This window comes from Proteus sp. G2300 (assembly GCF_009915965.1).
GTDB lineage: Bacteria > Pseudomonadota > Gammaproteobacteria > Enterobacterales > Enterobacteriaceae > Proteus > Proteus vulgaris.
Genome location: NZ_JAABNK010000013.1, coordinates 14,896 through 35,768 on the forward strand (window position 1 = coordinate 14,896; position 20,873 = coordinate 35,768).

At 39.8% G+C, this 20,873-nt stretch carries 17 protein-coding genes; 15 read left to right on the plus strand and 2 right to left on the minus strand.

Annotated features, from left to right (window positions below):
* The first annotated feature begins 132 nt into the window (after positions 1-132).
* Complete coding sequence (gene rep / locus GWI97_RS07040) at positions 133-2,157, plus strand: DNA helicase Rep (RefSeq protein ID WP_087803782.1); 2,025 nt, start codon at positions 133-135, stop codon at positions 2,155-2,157.
* Positions 2,158-2,231: 74 nt separating this feature from the next.
* Here rep and gppA read toward each other — a convergent pair whose 3' ends face one another.
* Both gppA and rhlB read right to left on the minus strand, forming a co-directional pair.
* Positions 2,232-3,740, minus strand: a complete 1,509-nt coding sequence (gene gppA, locus GWI97_RS07045) for a guanosine-5'-triphosphate,3'-diphosphate diphosphatase (RefSeq protein ID WP_036939604.1) — start codon at positions 3,738-3,740, stop codon at positions 2,232-2,234.
* A gap of 3 nt (positions 3,741-3,743) precedes the next feature.
* Positions 3,744-5,045 carry an ATP-dependent RNA helicase RhlB gene (gene rhlB, locus GWI97_RS07050; protein ID WP_036939602.1) on the minus strand — a complete coding sequence of 434 codons (1,302 nt, stop codon included), beginning with the start codon at positions 5,043-5,045 and terminating at the stop codon, positions 3,744-3,746.
* 119 nt (positions 5,046-5,164) lie between these two features.
* On the opposite strand from rhlB, the gene trxA reads away from it, so the two are divergent.
* From trxA to wecG, 14 genes are all read left to right on the plus strand, one after another.
* Positions 5,165-5,491, plus strand: coding sequence for a thioredoxin TrxA (gene trxA, locus GWI97_RS07055; protein WP_036939599.1), 327 nt, complete (start codon positions 5,165-5,167; stop codon positions 5,489-5,491).
* 567 nt (positions 5,492-6,058) lie between these two features.
* A complete protein-coding gene (rho, locus tag GWI97_RS07060; protein ID WP_036939597.1) occupies positions 6,059-7,318 on the plus strand; it encodes a transcription termination factor Rho in 1,260 nt (419 codons plus the stop codon).
* Between the two features lie 411 nt (positions 7,319-7,729).
* On the plus strand, positions 7,730-8,818 hold the full coding sequence (gene wecA / locus GWI97_RS07065) for a UDP-N-acetylglucosamine--undecaprenyl-phosphate N-acetylglucosaminephosphotransferase (RefSeq protein ID WP_036939595.1): 1,089 nt from the start codon (positions 7,730-7,732) through the stop codon (positions 8,816-8,818).
* A 24-nt stretch (positions 8,819-8,842) separates the two neighbouring features.
* A complete protein-coding gene (gene wzzE / locus GWI97_RS07070; protein WP_082239503.1) occupies positions 8,843-9,901 on the plus strand; it encodes an ECA polysaccharide chain length modulation protein in 1,059 nt (352 codons plus the stop codon).
* 129 nt (positions 9,902-10,030) lie between these two features.
* A complete protein-coding gene (gene wecB / locus GWI97_RS07075; protein WP_036939590.1) occupies positions 10,031-11,161 on the plus strand; it encodes a non-hydrolyzing UDP-N-acetylglucosamine 2-epimerase in 1,131 nt (376 codons plus the stop codon).
* Positions 11,158-12,420, plus strand: a complete 1,263-nt coding sequence (wecC, locus tag GWI97_RS07080; protein WP_036939588.1) for a UDP-N-acetyl-D-mannosamine dehydrogenase — start codon at positions 11,158-11,160, stop codon at positions 12,418-12,420. The genes wecB and wecC overlap by 4 nt, the downstream gene beginning before the upstream one ends.
* Complete coding sequence (gene rffG / locus GWI97_RS07085) at positions 12,417-13,484, plus strand: dTDP-glucose 4,6-dehydratase (protein WP_036939843.1); 1,068 nt, start codon at positions 12,417-12,419, stop codon at positions 13,482-13,484. Before wecC ends, rffG begins: the two co-directional genes overlap by 4 nt.
* Before the next feature lie 19 nt (positions 13,485-13,503).
* Entirely contained in the window at positions 13,504-14,385 is an 882-nt protein-coding gene (gene rfbA / locus GWI97_RS07090) for a glucose-1-phosphate thymidylyltransferase RfbA (protein WP_036939585.1), read from the plus strand.
* On the plus strand, positions 14,363-15,076 hold the full coding sequence (gene rffC, locus GWI97_RS07095) for a dTDP-4-amino-4,6-dideoxy-D-galactose acyltransferase (protein ID WP_036939583.1): 714 nt from the start codon (positions 14,363-14,365) through the stop codon (positions 15,074-15,076). Before rfbA ends, rffC begins: the two co-directional genes overlap by 23 nt.
* Position 15,077: 1 nt before the next feature.
* On the plus strand, positions 15,078-16,208 hold the full coding sequence (gene rffA / locus GWI97_RS07100; protein ID WP_036939580.1) for a dTDP-4-amino-4,6-dideoxygalactose transaminase: 1,131 nt from the start codon (positions 15,078-15,080) through the stop codon (positions 16,206-16,208).
* Positions 16,209-16,210: 2 nt separating this feature from the next.
* On the plus strand, positions 16,211-17,467 hold the full coding sequence (gene wzxE, locus GWI97_RS07105) for a lipid III flippase WzxE (RefSeq protein WP_036939578.1): 1,257 nt from the start codon (positions 16,211-16,213) through the stop codon (positions 17,465-17,467).
* Positions 17,464-18,549, plus strand: coding sequence for a TDP-N-acetylfucosamine:lipid II N-acetylfucosaminyltransferase (locus GWI97_RS07110; protein WP_161751892.1), 1,086 nt, complete (start codon positions 17,464-17,466; stop codon positions 18,547-18,549). The genes wzxE and GWI97_RS07110 overlap by 4 nt, the downstream gene beginning before the upstream one ends.
* Positions 18,546-19,910 carry an ECA oligosaccharide polymerase gene (gene wzyE, locus GWI97_RS07115; RefSeq protein ID WP_161750058.1) on the plus strand — a complete coding sequence of 455 codons (1,365 nt, stop codon included), beginning with the start codon at positions 18,546-18,548 and terminating at the stop codon, positions 19,908-19,910. The genes GWI97_RS07110 and wzyE overlap by 4 nt, the downstream gene beginning before the upstream one ends.
* Positions 19,910-20,647 (plus strand): lipopolysaccharide N-acetylmannosaminouronosyltransferase, encoded by a 738-nt coding sequence (wecG, locus tag GWI97_RS07120; RefSeq protein ID WP_123822488.1) that lies wholly within the window; start codon positions 19,910-19,912, stop codon positions 20,645-20,647. The genes wzyE and wecG overlap by 1 nt, the downstream gene beginning before the upstream one ends.
* Positions 20,648-20,873: the final 226 nt, after the last annotated feature.

The following is a 20,873-nucleotide window of genomic DNA, read 5'->3' on the forward strand; positions in this document are numbered from 1 at the left end:
TTCTTAATGGAATGCGGTTTTTTGTTTTTTATAGTATGAGGAAAATTGAAAGAGGGAATACTCAAGACTTTGAGCGCTTTCTGCTACAATTATCCCCCGTTATGTTCTTAGTTAATGAAGTTTGGAAAAAGTATGCGATTAAATCCCGGTCAGCAAAAAGCAGTAGAATATGTGTCAGGCCCTTGCTTGGTCTTGGCAGGAGCAGGGTCGGGTAAAACACGGGTTATTACTAATAAAATTGCGCACCTTATTCGTCAATGCCAATACCCAGCAAAACAAATTACAGCTGTTACGTTTACCAATAAAGCTGCGCGTGAAATGAAAGAGCGTGTTGCTCAAACTTTAGGTCGCCAAGAAGCGAAGGGATTAATGATCTCAACGTTCCATACATTGGGACTAGAAATTATTAAACGCGAATACAAAGTATTAGGGATTAAAGCTAAATTTTCATTATTTGATGATCAAGACCAATCTGCACTACTCAAAGAATTAACGGCAGATTTATTAGAAGAAGATAAAGATTTACTTTCTCAGTTAAAGAGCCAAATCTCTAACTGGAAAAACGATATGCTCACACCAGAGCAAGCAATCGGAATGGCGAGATCGCAACAAGACCATACATTTGCTGAATGCTTTCGACGTTATGAGCAACATCTGCGTAGTTGTAACGTGCTCGACTTTGATGACTTAATTTGCCGACCAACTTTATTACTGCGCACAAATGAAGAAGTCAGAGAACGCTGGCAAAGACGTATCCGTTATTTGCTGGTGGATGAATACCAAGATACTAATACAAGCCAATATGAATTGGTAAAATGGTTGGTGGGTGAAAGAGCCCGTTTTACCGTTGTAGGTGATGATGACCAATCTATTTATTCGTGGCGTGGCGCTCGTCCTCAAAATTTAGCGTTGTTACAAAAAGACTTTCCACAACTGAATGTGATCAAACTTGAGCAAAACTATCGATCTTCAGGGCGTATTTTAAAATCAGCGAATATCTTGATTGAAAATAATCCCCATGTTTTTGAAAAACGGTTATTTTCAGAATTAGGTTATGGTGATGAACTTCGCGTTTTAACCGCCAATAATGAAGAGCATGAAGCTGAACGTGTTGCGGGTGAATTAATTGCTCATCATTTTATTAATAAAACGAATTATAAAGATTACGCGATACTTTATCGTGGTAACCACCAGTCTCGTATTTTCGAAAAATACTTGATGCAAAATCGTATTCCCTATCGTATTTCGGGGGAAACCTCCTTTTTCTCGCGAGAGGAGATAAAAGATATTCTTGCCTATTTGCGAGTCATTACTAATCCTGATGATGACGCGGCATTTTTACGTATTGTGAATAAACCTCGTCGTGAAATTGGACCGATGACAATCCAAAAATTAGGCGAATGGGCAAAAGTTCGAGATAAAAGCTTATACAATGCCTGTTTTGATTTAGGATTAAGCCAAACGCTAACTGGGCGAGGTTTAAATTCATTGCATGCTTTTTCACAATGGATGTCGCGAATTGTACAAAAGGCAGAACGAGAACCTTTATTAGCGGTGCGTGATTTACTTCATGAAATGGATTATGAAAGCTGGTTATATGAAACCTCAAGTAGTGCAAAAGCGGCTGAAATGAGGATGAAGAATATTAATCAGCTATTTTCATGGATGAGTGAAATGCTAGAAGGTGATGAATTACATGAACCTATGACGCTTTCTCAAGTGGTTAACCGTTTTACTTTGCGCGATATGATGGAGCGAGGTGAAACAGAAGAAGAGCTAGATCAAGTTCAGTTAATGACTCTACATGCTTCTAAAGGCCTTGAATTTCCACACGTGTTTTTAGTGGGAATGGAAGAAGGGATTTTACCTCATCAAAGTAGTATTGACGAAGATAATGTAGAAGAAGAGCGACGCCTGGCTTATGTGGGTATTACTCGTGCACAAAAAACACTAACATTTACATTATGCAAAGAAAGACGCCAATATGGTGAATTAATTCGACCTGATCCGAGTCGTTTTCTGTACGAATTACCTCAAGATGATTTAAATTGGGATACGAATAAAAAGAAAGTGTTAAGTGCAGAAGAAAAGCAAGAAAAAGGGCAGCGGGGTGTGGCGGGGTTAAGAGCGATGCTGGCAAAGCATAAACCTGAATAAGTCTTATTATTAATTATTAACCCCTTGACACCTTAATGTTCAAGGGGTTTTTATTTTGCCTCAGTAAAATGTGGTTAACTTATACGAGAGCTATTTTGTTCTTCAACCATTAATGACCAATGCACATAACTCTGTAGCTGGATCTCTTCTTGGAGATTTTCAGCACGTAACGGATGTTCACTAAGCCATTGATAAGGTAGAGTAATAATGAGCGTTTCGTCCTCGGTACGTAATCGTAATGCGGGGAGTGTATCATCGCGACGACGGCTAGCGAAAATAATGGCTAATCGTAGTAAACGTACCAATCGATTAGCTTGATTCATCGGCAATGCATTTTGATGATTCAGAGGACCAAGATCGATAATACCTGTTTGATTTTTTAACAACGACGCTAATAAACGTCGTTGTGCAGGTGTATATCCTGGTAAATCAAGGTGAGAAAGCAGGTAGCTTGCATGCGATGATGCTTGGCGGAAATCAACACTCAGGCCAATTTCATGTAATGCACTGGCACTATTAAGTAATTCACGACAGCGATTATCTAACTGCCAACTTTTACTGACTTGAATAAAAAAGTGTTCAGCCAGTTGTTGTACGCGGTGTGCTTGCTCAATATCAATTTGAAAACGACGTTGGATATTACGTAGAGTACGTTGGCGAATATCTTGCTCAATAGGCAGATGTAACATACCGTAGACTAAACCTTCTCGTAATGCGCCTCCTGCGAGGATCATATTTTCAATGTGCAAGGTTTCAAATATAGCGATCAAGATAGCTAGCCCACTTGGAAACACTAAGGCTCGCTCGAAGGTGAGCCCATCAATTTCCAACTCTTCTAATTTTCCACATTCAATGGCTTTATGTTTAAGTCGTTCTAATTTAGGCAAGGTAATTAATTCATCCATTCCTTGCGCAATCATAATTTCTTGCAGGGCTTGAACAGTGCCTGATGCTCCCACACAGACTTGCCAGCCTTGTTCAATTAATTTCTCAGCAACAGGCGCGAGTATCGCTTTAGCTGCATCTTGAGCTTTGGCAAAATTTTCGTGAGTTAGACTGCGATCAGTAAAATAGCGCTCTAACCAAGTCACACACCCCATGCTGAGGCTCATTAATTGCGTTGTTTTAGCGCCAGTACCTGTAACTAGCTCTGTACTTCCACCGCCAATATCGACCACTAAACGTTGCTCTGCACCACCTGTAGTATGTGCAACACCACGGTAGATAAGGCGCGCTTCTTCCTCACCACTAATAACATGAACCGTATTACCAAGTATTTCAGACGCTTTAGCGACAAAAATATCTGCATTTTTGGCAATACGTAATGTGGCTGTTGCGACAATTCTGATTTGTTCAGCTGGAATATCACGTAGATATTCAGAAAAAAGTCGTAAACATTGCCAACCGCGTTCCATTGCCTGTTCTGACAATTCATTTTCACTGTTTAGGCCAGCAGCGAGTCGAACTTTACGTTTTACGCGAGAAAGTACTTGTATTGATCCCGCAATTTCTCGAACGACTAACATATGAAAACTGTTAGAACCTAAATCAATAGCAGCATAAAGTGATGAAGATTTCAGCATAATTTATGGATGACTCGGGCGTTTATTTCGGTTGTTACGTTGAGTATTATTTCCTCTGTTTCGCGACGGCGCATTATTGCGACGAGGTTGACCTTGGCGAGGACGGTGACGACGTTTAGGCTCAGGAAGATCTGTCAATAACGCATCACTATTATATTTACTCACAGGAATAGCATGTTGAATATACGTCTCAATCGCTGGTAAATTTAGCGCATATTCTTCACATGCAAGACTGATTGAATTACCACTATTACCTGCACGTCCTGTTCTACCAATGCGGTGAACATAATCTTCACAATCATCAGGTAAATCATAGTTAAAAACATGTGTTACTGATGGAATATGAAGACCTCTAGCTGCAACATCAGTAGCAACCAGAATATCAATATTACCTTGGGTAAAATCGTCTAAAATACGCAGACGTTTTTTCTGAGGAACATCACCTGTTAATAAACCAACACGATGTCCATCGGCAGCAAGATGCGCCCAGATATCATCACAACGATGTTTTGTATTGGCAAAAATGATACAGCGATCAGGCCATTCTTCTTCAATTAACGTTTGAAGAAGACGCATTTTTTCTTCGTTTGAAGGATAAAAAAGCTCTTCTTTTATACTAAAACCTGTTTTTTGTTCAGGTTCAACTTCAACGTATTCTGGATTATTCATTTGTTCAAAAGCAAGTTCTCTTACACGGTAAGAGAGTGTCGCAGAGAACAACATGTTCATACGTTCAGCTGCAACTGGCATACGGCGGAAGAGCCAACGAATATCTTTGATAAAGCCGAGATCGTACATTCTGTCAGCTTCATCAAGTACTACAACTTGGATTGCGTTAAGATTGATATGGCCTTGCTTAACGTAGTCAATTAATCGCCCAGTTGTGCCAATAACAATATCGACACCCTTACTTAATACTTTTAGTTGTTCATCATAGCCATCGCCACCATAAGCGAGACCCATTTTTATCCCTGTATTTTGCGCAATTTCTTTAGCATCAGAATAAATCTGTACGGCTAATTCGCGTGTGGGTGCCATAATAAGAGCACGAGGTTGATTAGTTTCATGCCCCTCTTTTGCAGGGTGAGTTAAAAGATAATGAAACGTTGAAGTTAAAAACGCCAACGTTTTTCCTGTTCCTGTTTGGGCTTGCCCGGCAATGTCTTGACCTTTCACAGTGATAGGTAACGTCAATGCCTGAATTTGTGTACAATTAGAGAACCCTTTTTTCTCAAGGGCTTCTATCACTTTTGGATGCAAGGCGAAGTCGGAAAACTTCTTTTCTGTCAAATATGTTTTGCTCATAATGTAATAGAATATCAGTTATGGGTTGCATTACAAAAGTTTATCCGCTGAAATGCAGACGGACTTTTGTTATTTAATGTTACACTGGTACGGTCAATATTATTCTTTGGAGTAGAACAATGAGCGATAAAATCCTTCACTTATCTGACAGCAAATTCGATGCTGATGTATTAAAAGCAACCGGCCCCGTGCTCGTTGATTTCTGGGCTGAATGGTGTGGCCCTTGTAAAATGATTGCTCCTATTCTAGATGAAGTTGCAACAGAATACGCTGGTAAATTAACAGTTGCGAAGCTAAACATCGATCAAAACCCGCTAACAGCACCAAAATTCGGTATTCGCGGTATTCCTACCCTCATTTTATTCAAAAACGGTGCAGTGGCTGCAACTAAAGTTGGTGCGTTGTCAAAAACTCAACTGAAAGAGTTTTTAGACGAAAATATCTAATTTGATTTAGATATCAAAAATAAAGTAGGACGTTTAGACCTTGTCAGTATTTCTGTTATTGACCGCTAGACGTCCGCTTCGAAGCATGATAAGTTAGCGCCACTTACTTACATAATATATCGGATCTTCTTGTCAATATGATTAGACACGATTAAATAAGTCTGAGATATTGAATATCAAGTGTACTAAGTAATAGAATTGAATAACATGATATGATATTCAATCTAATATGATATTTAATATAAGTAATCTGAATTCATCTAACCAGTCAAGTTGCCTTAGAATAATCTATAGTATTCAGGGAATATAAATTTTTCCAAATATGTTCCTAACCCATAAGTTGAAAGTACGCTCATAGCATCGCAATAATGAATGTCACTTCTTTGGGGATAAAGCAGGCTGGTCTAATAGTATTAATACTCTCTAACATTATCATTTTAGTTATACCCTTATGTTAGAAAGTTATAATCTGTAATTTTACACATGACGAAACTGACAGCGATTCGCTGTTATACTATTCACGTTCATAGTTCGAGAGTTACCCCGAGTTATTAAGAACCCACCATTATGAATCTTACCGAATTAAAAAATACGCCGGTATCAGAACTGATAGCACTTGGCGAAAATATGGGGCTAGAGAACCTGGCTCGAATGAGAAAACAAGACATTATTTTCTCTATCTTGAAGCAACACGCGAAAAGTGGAGAAGATATTTTCGGTGACGGTGTGCTGGAAATATTGCAGGATGGCTTCGGCTTCCTACGTTCCGCAGACAGTTCCTACCTTGCTGGTCCCGATGATATCTATGTTTCTCCAAGCCAAATTCGCCGTTTCAACCTTCGCACTGGTGACACCATTGCCGGGAAAATTCGTCCTCCTAAAGAAGGTGAACGCTATTTTGCCCTCCTAAAAGTTAATGAAGTTAACTTTGATAAACCAGAAAATGCCCGCAGTAAAATCCTCTTTGAAAACTTAACACCTTTACATGCTAATAATCGTTTACGCATGGAACGTGGTAATGGTTCAACAGAAGACTTAACTGCGCGAGTTCTTGACTTAGCGGCTCCAATTGGTCGTGGTCAGCGTGGTCTTATCGTTGCTCCACCAAAAGCGGGTAAAACAATGTTGTTGCAAAATATCGCAGCAAATATTGCTCATAATTACCCTGATTGCGTATTGATGGTACTTCTGATTGATGAACGTCCAGAAGAAGTAACCGAGATGCAACGATTGGTAAAAGGTGAAGTTATCGCATCGACCTTTGATGAACCGGCTTCTCGGCACGTACAAGTTGCAGAGATGGTCATTGAAAAAGCAAAACGCTTAGTTGAGCATAAAAAAGACGTTATCATCCTGTTAGACTCTATTACTCGTTTAGCGCGAGCTTATAACACTGTTGTACCTTCTTCAGGCAAAGTGTTAACGGGAGGGGTGGATGCAAACGCATTGCATCGTCCTAAACGTTTCTTTGGTGCAGCGCGGAATGTTGAAGAAGGTGGTAGCTTAACGATCATTGCTACAGCACTCGTTGATACGGGTTCTAAAATGGATGAAGTTATCTACGAAGAATTTAAAGGTACAGGTAATATGGAATTACACCTGTCTCGTAAAATTGCTGAAAAACGTGTTTTCCCAGCGATCGATTATAATCGTTCTGGTACACGTAAAGAAGAATTGCTAACAACGCAAGATGAGCTACAAAAAATGTGGATCTTGCGTAAGATTATTCACCCAATGGGTGAGATCGACGCAATGGAATTCCTCATTAATAAATTAGCGATGACGAAGACAAATGAAGAATTCTTCGACTTTATGAAACGCTCATAAAATTTGTTAATAACGTTCTTGGGCTGATAACAAAGTTAAAATATTAAAAGAGTGTGCTCTATTACAGAAGTAAGTAATATCACCTCAATTTATATGCTGTTAAGTCCATTTACTTTGTTGGAATGACGATATGATACAAAACGCCACACTCTTTGTGGCGTTTTTTGTTTTTATTTTTGATGGGTTAATTAAATTTTGAGTGCGATATCTTAATGAGAAGTTGGTATATATATTGCATGAGTTAATAATTGATAAAAATAGCGATGGCATCAATAAACATAGTTAAGGAAAACTTATAATTGATGAAGGGTGGTGGGTTTTCGAATGAACTCGTCGTGGTGAGCTGGAAAAAGAATAAAAACACAGGGAAGGGTAAAATAACCAGCTATATTTATTATAGAGAACAGTACTGTGGATATACTAAAAATGAGCACAAGCGTTTTTTATGTGTTCTTATTTTCTTTCGCATTTTTATTTTTGGCTCGTAAAATTGCAAAGAAAATAGGACTCGTGGATAAACCGAATTATCGTAAAAAACATCATGGATTGATCCCTCTTGTGGGCGGGATTTCAGTCTATTTTGGTATTGTTTTCGCATTTTATATTTCAGATATCTATATTCCTCATAAGGAATTGTATCTGGCATGTGCGGGACTTCTTGTTTTTATCGGTGCGTTAGATGATCGCTTCGATATTAGTGTCAAGATTAGAGCAACAATCCAAGCCTTTGTTGGGATTGTAATGATGGTGGGAGCTGGGTTAAAACTAGACACATTGGGCCATGCTTTTGGTCCTTGGGAAATGCATTTAGGGCCTTTTGGCTACATTGTTACACTATTTGCTGTTTGGGCCGCAATTAATGCCTTCAATATGGTTGATGGTATTGATGGGTTATTAGGTGGTCTTTCTTGTGTCTCTTTTGGTGCTCTTGGTATTTTATTATATCAAGGCGGTAATTCTGCACTCGCATTTTGGTGTTTCTCATTTATTGCGGCTATCTTACCTTATATCCTGTTAAATTTAGGAGTTTGCGGTAAAAAATTCAAAGTCTTTATGGGTGATGCGGGGAGTACACTCATCGGATTTACTATTATTTGGCTATTAGTTGCCTCAACACAAACTCAACCTCGTCCTGTAAAAGCAGTCACTGCATTATGGATCATTGCTATTCCGCTTATGGATATGGTGGCCATTATGTATCGTCGTTTACGTAAAGGCATGAGTCCTTTCTCACCAGATCGTCAACATATTCATCACTTGATTATGCGAGCGGGTTTCACCTCTCGCCAAGCCTTTATTTTAATTACTGTGGCAGCTGCACTATTAGCTGCAATTGGTATTATTGGCCAGAACCTGTCTTTTGTTCCTGAATGGTTCATGTTGGCATTATTCTTGCTTGCATTTGTTATGTATGGTTATTGCATTAAACGCGCGTGGCGAGTCGCTCGTTTTATTAAACGACATAAGCGTCGCTTACGTAGGGCAACACAACAGCATTAATATAAGCAGAGGTTTTTTAACGTGATGAACTCGGAAAATAACGCCTCCCGACAGGGTAATCAGCCAGATAATGAACTCGATATTAGAGGTCTTTGTTGTGCGCTTTGGTCAGGAAAAAGCTGGATTATAGGGTTCGCTCTGCTTTTTGCTGTGATTGCACTAGGGGCATCTTATTTGATGCAACCTAAATGGAGTGCAATCGCAATGACAGAGAAACCAACGATAAATAACTTAGGCAGTTATTATTCGCAATCTCAGTTTTTACGTAATCTTGATACACAAATTAATCCCTCAGCACAAACCCCAGGCTTAACTATTTCAGATGAAGCTTATCAAGAGTTTGTGACTCAAATTGCTGCGTTTGATACTCGTCGTGAGTTTTGGCTACAGACGGATTATTTCAAACAACGTAAAGAAAGTGATGAGCAAGCTAATGCTGCGTTATTGGATGAGTTAATTAACAATATTCAATTTACGCCTGCTGATGAAAAAAAGTTGGTTAATGATCAACTTAAACTCATTGCCGAATCCTCAAAAGAGGCGAGCCAGTTATTAAATGAGTATATTGCTTTTGCTAATAAAAGAGCATCTACCCATCTTAATGATGAGGTGATAACAGCATGGGCAACAAGAACACAGTCAATGAAAGCGTTAGTTAAACGCCAAGAAATGGCGGCTCAAGCGGCTTATCAACGTCAAATTAACTTATTAGAGCAATCAATAAAAGTCGCTGAGAAACAAGGTATTTCTCAAAAACAGACATCTATTGCGATTGATGAGTTACCAGACTCTAAATTGTTTTTACTAGGTGTTCCTTTATTGCAATCACAGCTAGAAACTTTAGTGGCGACAGGTGCTGATTTTGATAGCGATTATGATCAAAATACAGCAATGTTAGCGACCCTCGCTGTGGGGGCAAAATTGCAAGATAACTTCCAAACTTATCGTTTCTTACGAACTCCTGAAGATCCTGTAAAACGTGATAGCCCTCGCCGTGCCTTTATGATGGTGCTTTGGGGAGCAATTGGCGTGTTAGTCGGCGCAGGTGTTGCATTAGTAAGACGTAGCTCATTAAAAAAATAATAATTATTAAATGTTGTCATTGATGACAATAACGAAACATCAGGTGTTTCGACACCTGATGTAATGAGTATAAGGGCATATTGCTTTCCCAAAAATAAGCGATATAACAATGAAAAAAAGAGAGCCACTGTGAAAGTGTTGACTGTTTTTGGCACACGCCCTGAAGCGATAAAAATGGCACCTTTAGTGCACGCTTTAGCAAATGATGATTCGTTTGAAGCGAAGGTATGTGTTACGGCCCAACATCGAGAAATGCTTGATCAGGTATTAAATCTTTTTGAGATCAAACCAGATTATGATCTCAATATTATGAAACCAGGACAAGATTTAACGGATATTACCTGTCGTATTTTAGAAGGGTTAAAACCGGTATTAGCATCATTCCAACCTGATGTTGTTTTGGTGCATGGTGATACAACGACAACGATGGCAGCAAGTTTAGCTGCATTCTATCAACGAATTCCAGTTGGTCATGTGGAGGCTGGATTGCGTACTGGCAATCTTTATTCACCATGGCCTGAAGAAGCAAACCGTACTATAGCAGGGCATCTTGCTATGTACCATTTCGCCCCGACAGAAACGGCAAAATTAAACCTAGTGCGCGAGGCAGTTGCTGATAAAAATATTTTTGTCACAGGAAATACGGTGATTGATGCGTTGTTTTGGGTAAGTGATAGAGTCATGGGCAATCAAACACTCTTAAATGAACTCGCTGTAAACTATCCTTTTATTCAACCAGGCAAAAAAATGATCCTTGTGACGGGACATCGTCGCGAAAGTTTTGGGGGGGGGTTTGAGCGTATTTGCCAAGCATTAGCTGAAATCGCATTAGCGCACCCTGATGTTGAAGTTGTCTACCCTGTTCACTTAAACCCTAATGTGAGTGAACCTGTCCAACGTATTCTTCACGGTATCGATAATATTAAATTGATACAACCACAAGATTATCTCCCATTTGTTTATCTAATGAACCATGCTTACCTTATTTTGACTGATTCTGGTGGAATTCAAGAAGAAGCCCCTTCATTAGGCAAGCCCGTTCTTGTAATGCGAGACACGACAGAACGCCCAGAAGCGGTTGAAGCGGGGTCTGTTCGTTTGGTGGGAACAGACACTAAACGTATTGTTAGCGAAGTAACCTCTTTATTGACAGACGAAAACGCGTATCACCAAATGAGTAAGGCGATAAATCCTTATGGTGATGGACATGCCTGCCAACGTATTCTTGAAGCATTGAAAAAAAATCAGGTGACATTATGAGTTTTGAAACTATTTCTGTTATCGGCCTCGGCTACATTGGTTTACCTACAGCGGCAGCTTTTGCCTCTCGTAAAAAAAGCGTCATCGGTGTTGATGTTAATCAGCATGCAGTTGATACAATTAACAAAGGTCAAATTCACATTGTTGAGCCTGATCTCGATAAAGTTGTTAAACAAGCTGTTGAAGAAGGTCACTTAAAAGCCTACACCACGCCACAGCCAGCAGATGCTTACCTTATTGCAGTACCAACACCTTTTAAAGGCGAACATGAGCCTGACTTGGCTTATGTTGAATCAGCGGCGCGCTCTATTGCACCTGTACTGAAAAAAGGTGATCTAATTATTCTGGAATCAACCTCACCGGTTGGCTCTACAGAACAGATGGCCGAATGGTTAGCAGAATCTCGCCCAGATTTAACGTTCCCTCACCAACAAGGTGAAGATGCCGATATTGATATCGCTTATTGCCCTGAGCGTGTATTACCGGGTCAGGTCATGATTGAGCTTATTCGCAATGACCGTGTTGTGGGGGGAATGAACCGTAAATCGTCGGAGCGTGCGAGCGAATTATATAAAATTTTCCTTGAAGGTGAATGTGTTATCACTAATGCACGTACCGCAGAAATGTGTAAGCTGACAGAAAACAGCTTCCGCGATGTTAATATCGCATTTGCTAACGAATTATCGCTTATCTGTGCGGATCAAGGTATCAATGTTTGGGAGCTGATTAGCTTGGCGAATCGCCACCCTCGCGTCAATATTTTACAACCAGGTCCAGGTGTTGGGGGACATTGTATTGCGGTTGACCCTTGGTTTATCGTGTCTCAAAACCCGAAACAATCCCGCTTAATTCACACCGCGCGTTTAGTTAATGATGGCAAACCAGTATGGGTTATTGATCAAGTCAAAGCCGCGGTTGCAGATTGCCTGACAGAAACAGGTAAGCGTGCCAATGAAATTAAAATTGCTTGTTTTGGTTTATCTTTTAAACCGAATATCGATGATTTACGTGAAAGCCCAGCCATGAATATCACAAAGCAGGTGGCAGATTGGCACAGCGGAACGACATTAGCGGTTGAACCTAATATTCATGAGTTACCAACGAAACTAAAAGGGATCACTGAATTAGTATCAACAGAGCAAGCATTGAAAGACGCTGATATTGTCTTAATGCTCGTTGATCATCAACAGTTTAAAGCTATCCCAGGTAGTAAAGTCACTCAAAGATGGATTGTAGATACTAAAGGAGTATGGCGTTGAAACGCATTCTAGTGACAGGTGGAGCCGGTTTTATCGGCTCTGCTGTTGTTCGACATATTATTGAAAATACCAATGACAGCGTTGTTGTGGTGGATAAGCTGACTTATGCCGGTAATGTAGAGTCATTAGCGCCCGTTGCTAACAGTGAACGCTATGCCTTTGAGCAAGTTGATATCTGTGATAGGGCAGAACTTGACCGTTTATTTTTTCAATATCAGCCAGATATTGTGATGCATTTAGCGGCTGAAAGCCATGTTGACCGTTCTATTGATGGCCCTGCTGCGTTTATTGAAACCAATATTGTTGGTACTTACACTTTATTGGAAGCTGCTCGCCATTATTGGCAAGTTCTCCCAGAAGAGAAGAAAACGGCATTTCGTTTCCATCACATCTCCACAGATGAAGTGTATGGTGATTTGGAAGGTACAGATGATTTCTTTACTGAAACCACACCTTATGCGCCAAGTAGTCCTTATTCAGCGTCTAAAGCATCAAGTGACCATTTAGTACGTGCATGGTTACGGACTTATGGTTTACCCACGGTGATCACAAATTGTTCAAATAACTATGGGCCTTACCATTTTCCTGAAAAATTAATCCCTTTAATTATTTTAAATGCGATTTCAGGAAAACCATTACCTGTCTATGGTAAAGGCGAGCAAATTCGTGATTGGCTCTATGTTGAAGATCATGCTCGTGCACTCTATTTAGTCGCCACAACAGCAACACCGGGTAAAACCTACAATATTGGCGGTCATAATGAGCGCCGTAATATTGATGTTGTTAAAACAATTTGTGCGCTATTAGAAGAGTTGTATCCAGTAAAACCTGAAGGTGTTGCTCAATACGTTGACTTAATTACGTATGTAAAAGACAGACCGGGGCATGATCTGCGTTACGCCATTGATGCTGCGAAAATTGAAGCTGAATTAGGTTGGAAGCCCGAAGAGACATTTGAATCAGGTATTCGTAAAACTGTTTTGTGGTACTTAAATAACGAAACTTGGTGGAAACGCGTACTTGATGGCTCTTATGCAGGTGAACGTTTAGGGCTTGGAAACTGATTAAGTAAAAGGATAAATGATGAAAGGTATTATTCTAGCGGGTGGCTCTGGTACACGACTACATCCGATAACCAAAGGGGTATCGAAACAGTTGTTGCCTATCTACGATAAGCCCATGATCTATTATCCGCTTTCAGTTCTGATGCTTGCTGGTATTCGAGATATTTTGATCATCACAACACCTGATGATATGACCTCATTCCAACGTTTATTAGGTGATGGTTCTGCATTTGGTGTTCATCTTCAATATAAAATTCAGCCATCGCCAGATGGCTTAGCTCAAGCGTTTATTTTGGGTGAAGAATTTATTGGTGATGATCATTGCTGTTTAGTGTTAGGCGATAATATCTACTTTGGTCAAGGATTTAGTCCTAAACTAAAACAAGTTGCTCAACGTGAACGTGGAGCGACAATCTTTGGTTATCAAGTGATGGATCCTGAACGATTTGGTGTTGTTGAATTTGACGATAATTTCAAAGTCTTGTCGATTGAAGAAAAACCGGAACAACCAAAATCTAATTGGGCAGTAACAGGGCTTTATTTCTACGATAACCGTGTGGTTGATTTTGCTAAAAAAGTAAAACCGTCTATTCGTGGTGAATTAGAAATTACGTCGATTAATCAAATGTATCTTGAGTGTGGCGAGCTGAATGTTGAGCTGTTGGGGCGTGGTTTTGCATGGTTAGATACGGGTACTCATGACAGTTTAATTGAGGCCAGCACTTTCGTTCAAACAGTTGAAAAACGCCAAGGATTTAAGGTGGCATGCCTTGAAGAGATTGCTTGGCGTAATGGATGGCTCAATGATGACCAAGTAAGAGAAAGTGCAAAATCACTGTCTAAAACGGGTTATGGTCGCTATCTATTGGATTTATTACATGTCCGTCCTCGCCAATATTAATTATCTTGAGTGGGAAAGTGAATTTTTCTCACTCAAAACAGGGCGCCTTGAGTTTGACGCTCAAGCGCCTGTATTAACAGACAAACAGCTTGATGCATTTGCGCTAGTTCAAGCTAAAGTCGCATCTCATGAGCTTTCACTCATCGATAAACTCAGTCAATTAGGTTTTCAATTTGCGGAAGGTGAGATTGATTTTAAGCTTCCAATTGGCATAGAAAATGCTTGTAAGAAAGCGCCCGAACTATGTTTTAGAAAAGCCAATGATGCGGATATTCATTTACTGATGAAAACGGCATCAGAGGCTTTTGCACAAAGTCGTTTTCGAGCGCCATGGTATCAAGAAGACGATAGCAGTCGCTTTTATGCATTATGGGTGAAAAAAGCGGTATTAGGCACGTTCGATGATCTTTGTTTGTTGACTTATGATAATGAAAACAAGGTAAGTGGTTTTGTCACTTTACGTCGAATATCTGAAAGTGAAGCAAGAGTGGGATTACTTGCCGTAATGCCCAATAGAACAGGACAAGGCATTGGTAAACAACTGATGTCGGCCGCGAAGCTTTGGTGTCAACAGCAAGGTATTTCAACCCTATATGTTGCAACACAAATCAGCAATATTGCTGCTTCGCGTTTATACACACATAGTGGAGGCTTAATAGAGAGCACCACTTATTGGTTATACAGGGGATAATATGATTCCGTTTAATAAACCACCCGTTGTCGGCACCGAATTAGAATACATGAAACAGGCTATGGAAAGTGGCAAGCTTTGTGGTGATGGCAATTTCACAAAAAAATGTGAAAAGTGGTTAGAAGAACAATTTCATTGTCATAAAACGCTGTTAACGCCATCTTGTACAGCATCGCTTGAAATGGCAGCTATCTTATTAGATATCAAACCAGGCGATGAAGTCATTATGCCGAGTTTTACCTTTGTTTCGACCTCTAATGCGTTTGTATTACGTGGAGCAACCATTGTTTTTGTTGATATTCGTCCAGATACTATGAATATCGATGAAACAAAAATAGAAGCAGCAATTACAGATAAAACCCGTGCTATCGTGCCTGTTCATTATGCAGGTGTTGCGTGTGAAATGGACACGATAATGGCGATTGCAAAAAGGCATCATCTATTTGTGATTGAGGATGCTGCACAAGGTGTTATGTCAACTTATAAAGGTAAGGCATTAGGCACTATCGGTCATATTGGTTGCTATAGCTTCCATGAAACCAAAAACTATTCATCGGGTGGTGAAGGTGGTGCAACGCTCATTAACGATCCTGATTTAATCAATCGTGCAGAAGTTATCCGTGAAAAAGGCACTAATCGTAGTCAGTTTTTCCGTGGTCAGGTAGATAAATACACTTGGCGTGATATTGGATCTAGTTACTTAATGTCAGATTTACAAGCTGCTTATTTATGGGCACAGCTTGAAGAAGCTGAAAAGATTAATGAACGCCGCTTAGCATTTTGGCAGATTTACTATGATGCATTGACGCCATTAGCAGAGAAAGGCTTATTAGCGCTTCCAATCGTTCCTGAAGGATTAGAACACAATGCGCATATGTTCTATATCAAACTGAACAATATCGAGCAACGTACGGCGTTTAATGACTATATGAAAGCGCATGGAGTTTTAACTGTCTTCCACTATGTCTCATTGCATACCAGCCCAGCAGGTATGAAATTTGGTCGTTTTGATGGCGAAGACATTTTCACTACACAAGAAAGTGAGCGTTTAGTGCGTTTACCAATGTTCTACAATATGACAGAAGAAGAACAGCAAACCGTTATTAGCCATATTCGCGATTTCTTTGCTTAATTATGTCATTAGCTAAAGCATCAATTTGGACAGCAGGATCAACCCTGATAAAAATCGGGGCTGGTCTGCTTGTCGTTAAGTTACTCGCTGTCTCCTTTGGTCCTTCTGGCGTGGGATTAGCGGGTAATTTTCGCCAATTAATTACCGTACTCGGCGTATTATCTGGTGCGGGGATTTTTAATGGTGTAACGAAGTTAATCGCACAATATCAAGATGATGACAGCCAACGCAAAAATGTGTTGGGCACATCATCATCTATGATCCTGCTGTTTTCCACACTGTTAGCTATTGTCTTTCTTATTTTCTCAGCACCGATAAGCCAAGTGCTATTTGGTGATAATTATCAGCAATATCAAGATATTGTAAGAGCCGTCGCCTTTATTCAAATGGGAATAGCGTATAGCAATTATTTCCTGGCGATATTAAAGGGGTATCGTGATGCGGCTGGTAATGCATTATCAATTATTACCGGTAGTATCATTGGTGTTGTTGCTTATTATTTATGCTATTTATTTGCGGGCTATCACGGTGCGTTGATTGGGCTAGCATTAGTCCCTGCGCTGATCTTATTTCCTGCTACAGTAATAGTATTAAAACGTAAACGATTTGCGTTAAGTGAGCTTAAACCTCGTTGGGATAAGGTAATAGCAAGCCATCTTGGTAAATTTACGATTATGGCGATACTGACATCGATTACGTTGCCAGTCGCTTATATTATGATGCGTAATTTACTTGCTGAGCACTATAGCTGGGATGATGTTGGTATTTGGCAAGGTGTAACTAGCATTTCAGATGCTTACTTACAGTTTATTACAGCCTCTTTTTCTGTTTATTTGTTGCCAACACTTTCTCGATTAACGCAAAAGAGTGACATTACCAAAGAGATCGTGAAATCACTGAAGTTTGTACTTCCTGCGGTTGCCGTTGCCAGTTTTATGGTGTGGTTATTGCGTGATTTTGCGATTTGGTTACTGTTTTCAGATAAATTTGTCGCTATGCGTGATTTATTTGCATGGCAACTTGTCGGTGATGTTTTAAAAGTAGGCGCTTATGTCTTTGGCTATTTGGTCATTGCAAAAGCGGCGTTGCGTTTTTATATTCTCACCGAAGTCAGCCAGTTTGCTTTATTAACACTATTTTCCCGTTGGCTTATTCCTGAATATGGCGCATTGGGTGCTGCTCAAGCCTATATGGCAACCTATATTATTTACTTCCTTCTCTGTAGTTCTGTTTTCGTTATTTATTGCAGGCGCAAATGACAACTTTGATTTACGTACTAGGTTCAGACATTGTGCATCATAACAACACAATGTTACGGTTTTTTAACGACCATCTCGTCACTGAGGCGAGATTAACATATAAACCTCGTTTTATCGTTGCCAGTAAAGATACTTCACTGCAAGAAAGCTACTCTGCTTTAGACATCGAGTGTTTAGCAGATAAAAAGCAGGTTGCGCAGAGAGTGATTACATTGGCAAAAGCCGATATTCACCAACGATTCCTTTTTTTAGGCCAATTTAATGCGCCTATTTGGCTGGCATTACTGACAGGTAAAATTAAGCGTCATCAGTTTTGGTGGCACATTTGGGGGGCTGATCTGTATCAGGATGCTAAGCAACTCAAATTTAGACTATTTTATCTTCTTCGCAAGTTGGCACAAAAACGGGTAGGGCGAGTATTTGGCACACGAGGTGATCTTAACTATTTCGCGCAGTTTAACGTTAATATTCCAGCAAGTTTGCTTTATTTTCCAACAAGAATGGATCCTGCACTGACGGTGGCAGAAAAGTTACCTATTGATGCACAACAAATCACCATTATTGTGGGAAATTCAGGAGACAGATCAAATCGCCATATTGAAGCATTACAATCAATAGCAGAACAATATGGATCACGTGCAAAAGTGATTATCCCAATGGGATATCCTGAGAATAATCACAACTATATTGACGAAGTTTCTCACGCTGTTAATCAGTTACTTCCTGATAATCAGGTTGAAATTTTACGTGATAAACTGGCATTTGATGATTATTTGGCCTTATTAAAAACATGTGATTTAGGCTATTTTATTTTTCATCGTCAACAAGGTATTGGCACACTTTGCCTGCTTATCCAATTTGCTATTCCTTTTGTTATCAGCCGTCAAAACCCATTTTGGCAGGATTTAACTGAACAGAATGTTCCTGTTTTTTTCTCGGGTGATAAATTAGATATTGCGCTGATTGAAGAGGCTAAACGTCAATTATTGATGCTTGATCGTAAAAATATTGCCTTCTTTGCACCTAATTTTACTGAAGGTTGGAAGCAGTTGATTGAGATAAGTACAGGAGAACCCCAATGACATTGGCGGAACTGGGTGGCTTAACACTCGTTTATTTTATCTCCTTAAGTTTTATTTTATTACTGACTTATCAAGAGTTTCGTCGAGTTCGCTTTAATTTTAATGTTTTTTTCTCAATGCTCTATTTGCTGACATTCTATTTTGGTTTTCCATTGACCTGTATGTTGGTGTTCCAATTTGATGTCGCGGTTGTTTCTGTTGATTCATTATTATACGCATTATTAGCCTCTACCTGCTTCTATGCGATTTATTATGTGACTTATAAGGTTAGGTTGAGAAAGCCCGTTAGTGGCCCTTCTAGGTCGTTATTTACGATGAATAGGGTAGAAACCAATCTTACTTGGATCTTATTGGCATTAATTGCATTTGTGACAGTGGGGATTTTTTTCCTACAAAATGGTTTTTTACTCTTTAAGCTGAAAACATATAGCCAAATTTTTTCGAGCCAAGTATCAGGAGTGGCGCTTAAGCGCTTTTTCTATTTCTTTATTCCCGCCATGCTGGTGGTTTATTTTTTAAAACCGACACAACAGCGTTGGATTTTCTTCTTGTGTGCAACGGTCGGTTTCGGAATTTTAACTTATATCATTGTGGGTGGAACTCGCGCGAATATCATTATCGCTTTTGCTCTGTTTCTATTTATCGGCATTGTTCGTGGTTGGATAACGTTGTGGATGCTGGTTACTGCAGGGGTGATGAGTATTGTCGGCATGTTCTGGTTGGCATTAAAACGCTATGGACTTGATGTCAGTGGCGCTGAGGCTTTCTATACTTTCTTATACCTAACCCGTGATACGTTCTCCCCTTGGGAAAACTTAGCGTTATTAATTGATAATTATGACAAGATTGAGTTTCAAGGGCTTGCTCCAATTATTCGTGATTTTTATGTTTTTATTCCTTCGTGGGTTTGGCCTGAGCGTCCGGATGTTGTACTCAATTCTGCAAACTACTTTACATGGGAAGTCCTTAATTACCATGCAGGTCTTGCAATTTCACCAACCTTAATTGGTTCTTTGGTGGTGATGGGAGGGGTTGTATTTATCCCATTAGGTGCAATTGTGGTGGGATTAATTATTAAGTGGTTTGATTGGTTGTATCAGCAAGGGTTGAATGAAAGCAATCGTTATAAATCCGCTATTTTACAAGCATTCTGCTTTGGGGCAATTTTTAATATGATTGTTTTAGCACGAGAAGGGGTTGATTCCTTTGTCTCTCGTGTTGTGTTTTTCTGTTTGGTTTTTGGCTTATGTTTGGTTGTTGCAAAACTGCTTTATTGGTTATTTGAAAGTGCGGGATTAGTGCGTAATTACGTGACTCGTCAAATACAAAGTGAACCTCGTTTAGAGAAAAAGGAAAAGTAATGGGATCCAATTCAATTCCGAAGTATTCAATCCGTGGACATAATATCTGGGGATTTCGCGATATGGCTCATTTTCTGGATTATCTTTATGAAGGAACACAAATAAAAAGTGGATCTCTGATTGCCATAAATGCAGAAAAAATCCTTACCGCAGAAACCGATACGGCCTTGAATGAGTTGCTTAACGAAGCCGATTATCTTTATGCGGATGGGATCAGTGTTGTGCGCGGTATTCGCCGTAAATATCCAGATGCACATGTTTCTCGTATTGCCGGTGCTGATCTATGGGAAGCCCTGATGGAAAGAGCGGGTAAAGAAAAAACCCCCGTCTTTCTTGTGGGTGGCAAACCAGAAGTTCTTGCTCAAACAGAAGATAAGCTAAAAGCACAATGGAATGTGAATATTGTGGGGAGTCAAAATGGTTACTTCACTCCCCAAGATAGAGAGGGGTTATTTGAGCGTATAAAGGCCTCTGGTGCGAAGATAGTGACTATTGCTATGGGTTCACCTAAGCAAGAGCTATTTATCCGTGTATGTCGTGAGATTTACCCTGATGCATTATATATGGGCGTGGGGGGGACTTATGACGTATTTACAGGTCATGTTAAGAGAGCTCCTAAAGCATGGCAGAATCTTGGTTTAGAGTGGTTATACCGCCTGTTATCACAACCAAGCCGAATTAAGCGTCAATTTAAGCTGTTAAAGTTTGTTGGGTATTACTATTCCAATAAATTGTAATAAGAATAACATCTTTTTTGCTAGGCGTGGCTGAATCAAGAATTTATTCACGCTTTCACCTAGCATCTTTATTGTTTAATTATTATACTAGCGGGACGTTTAGTGCGTAAAAACGCTCCATTTATCGACGAAATGCACAAAGTATCGTCAAACAAACTTTTTTTTTCAAAAAGCACTAGACAGACAGTGTGTAAATCCGTACTATCCTCTCCCGCAACGGCGTGAA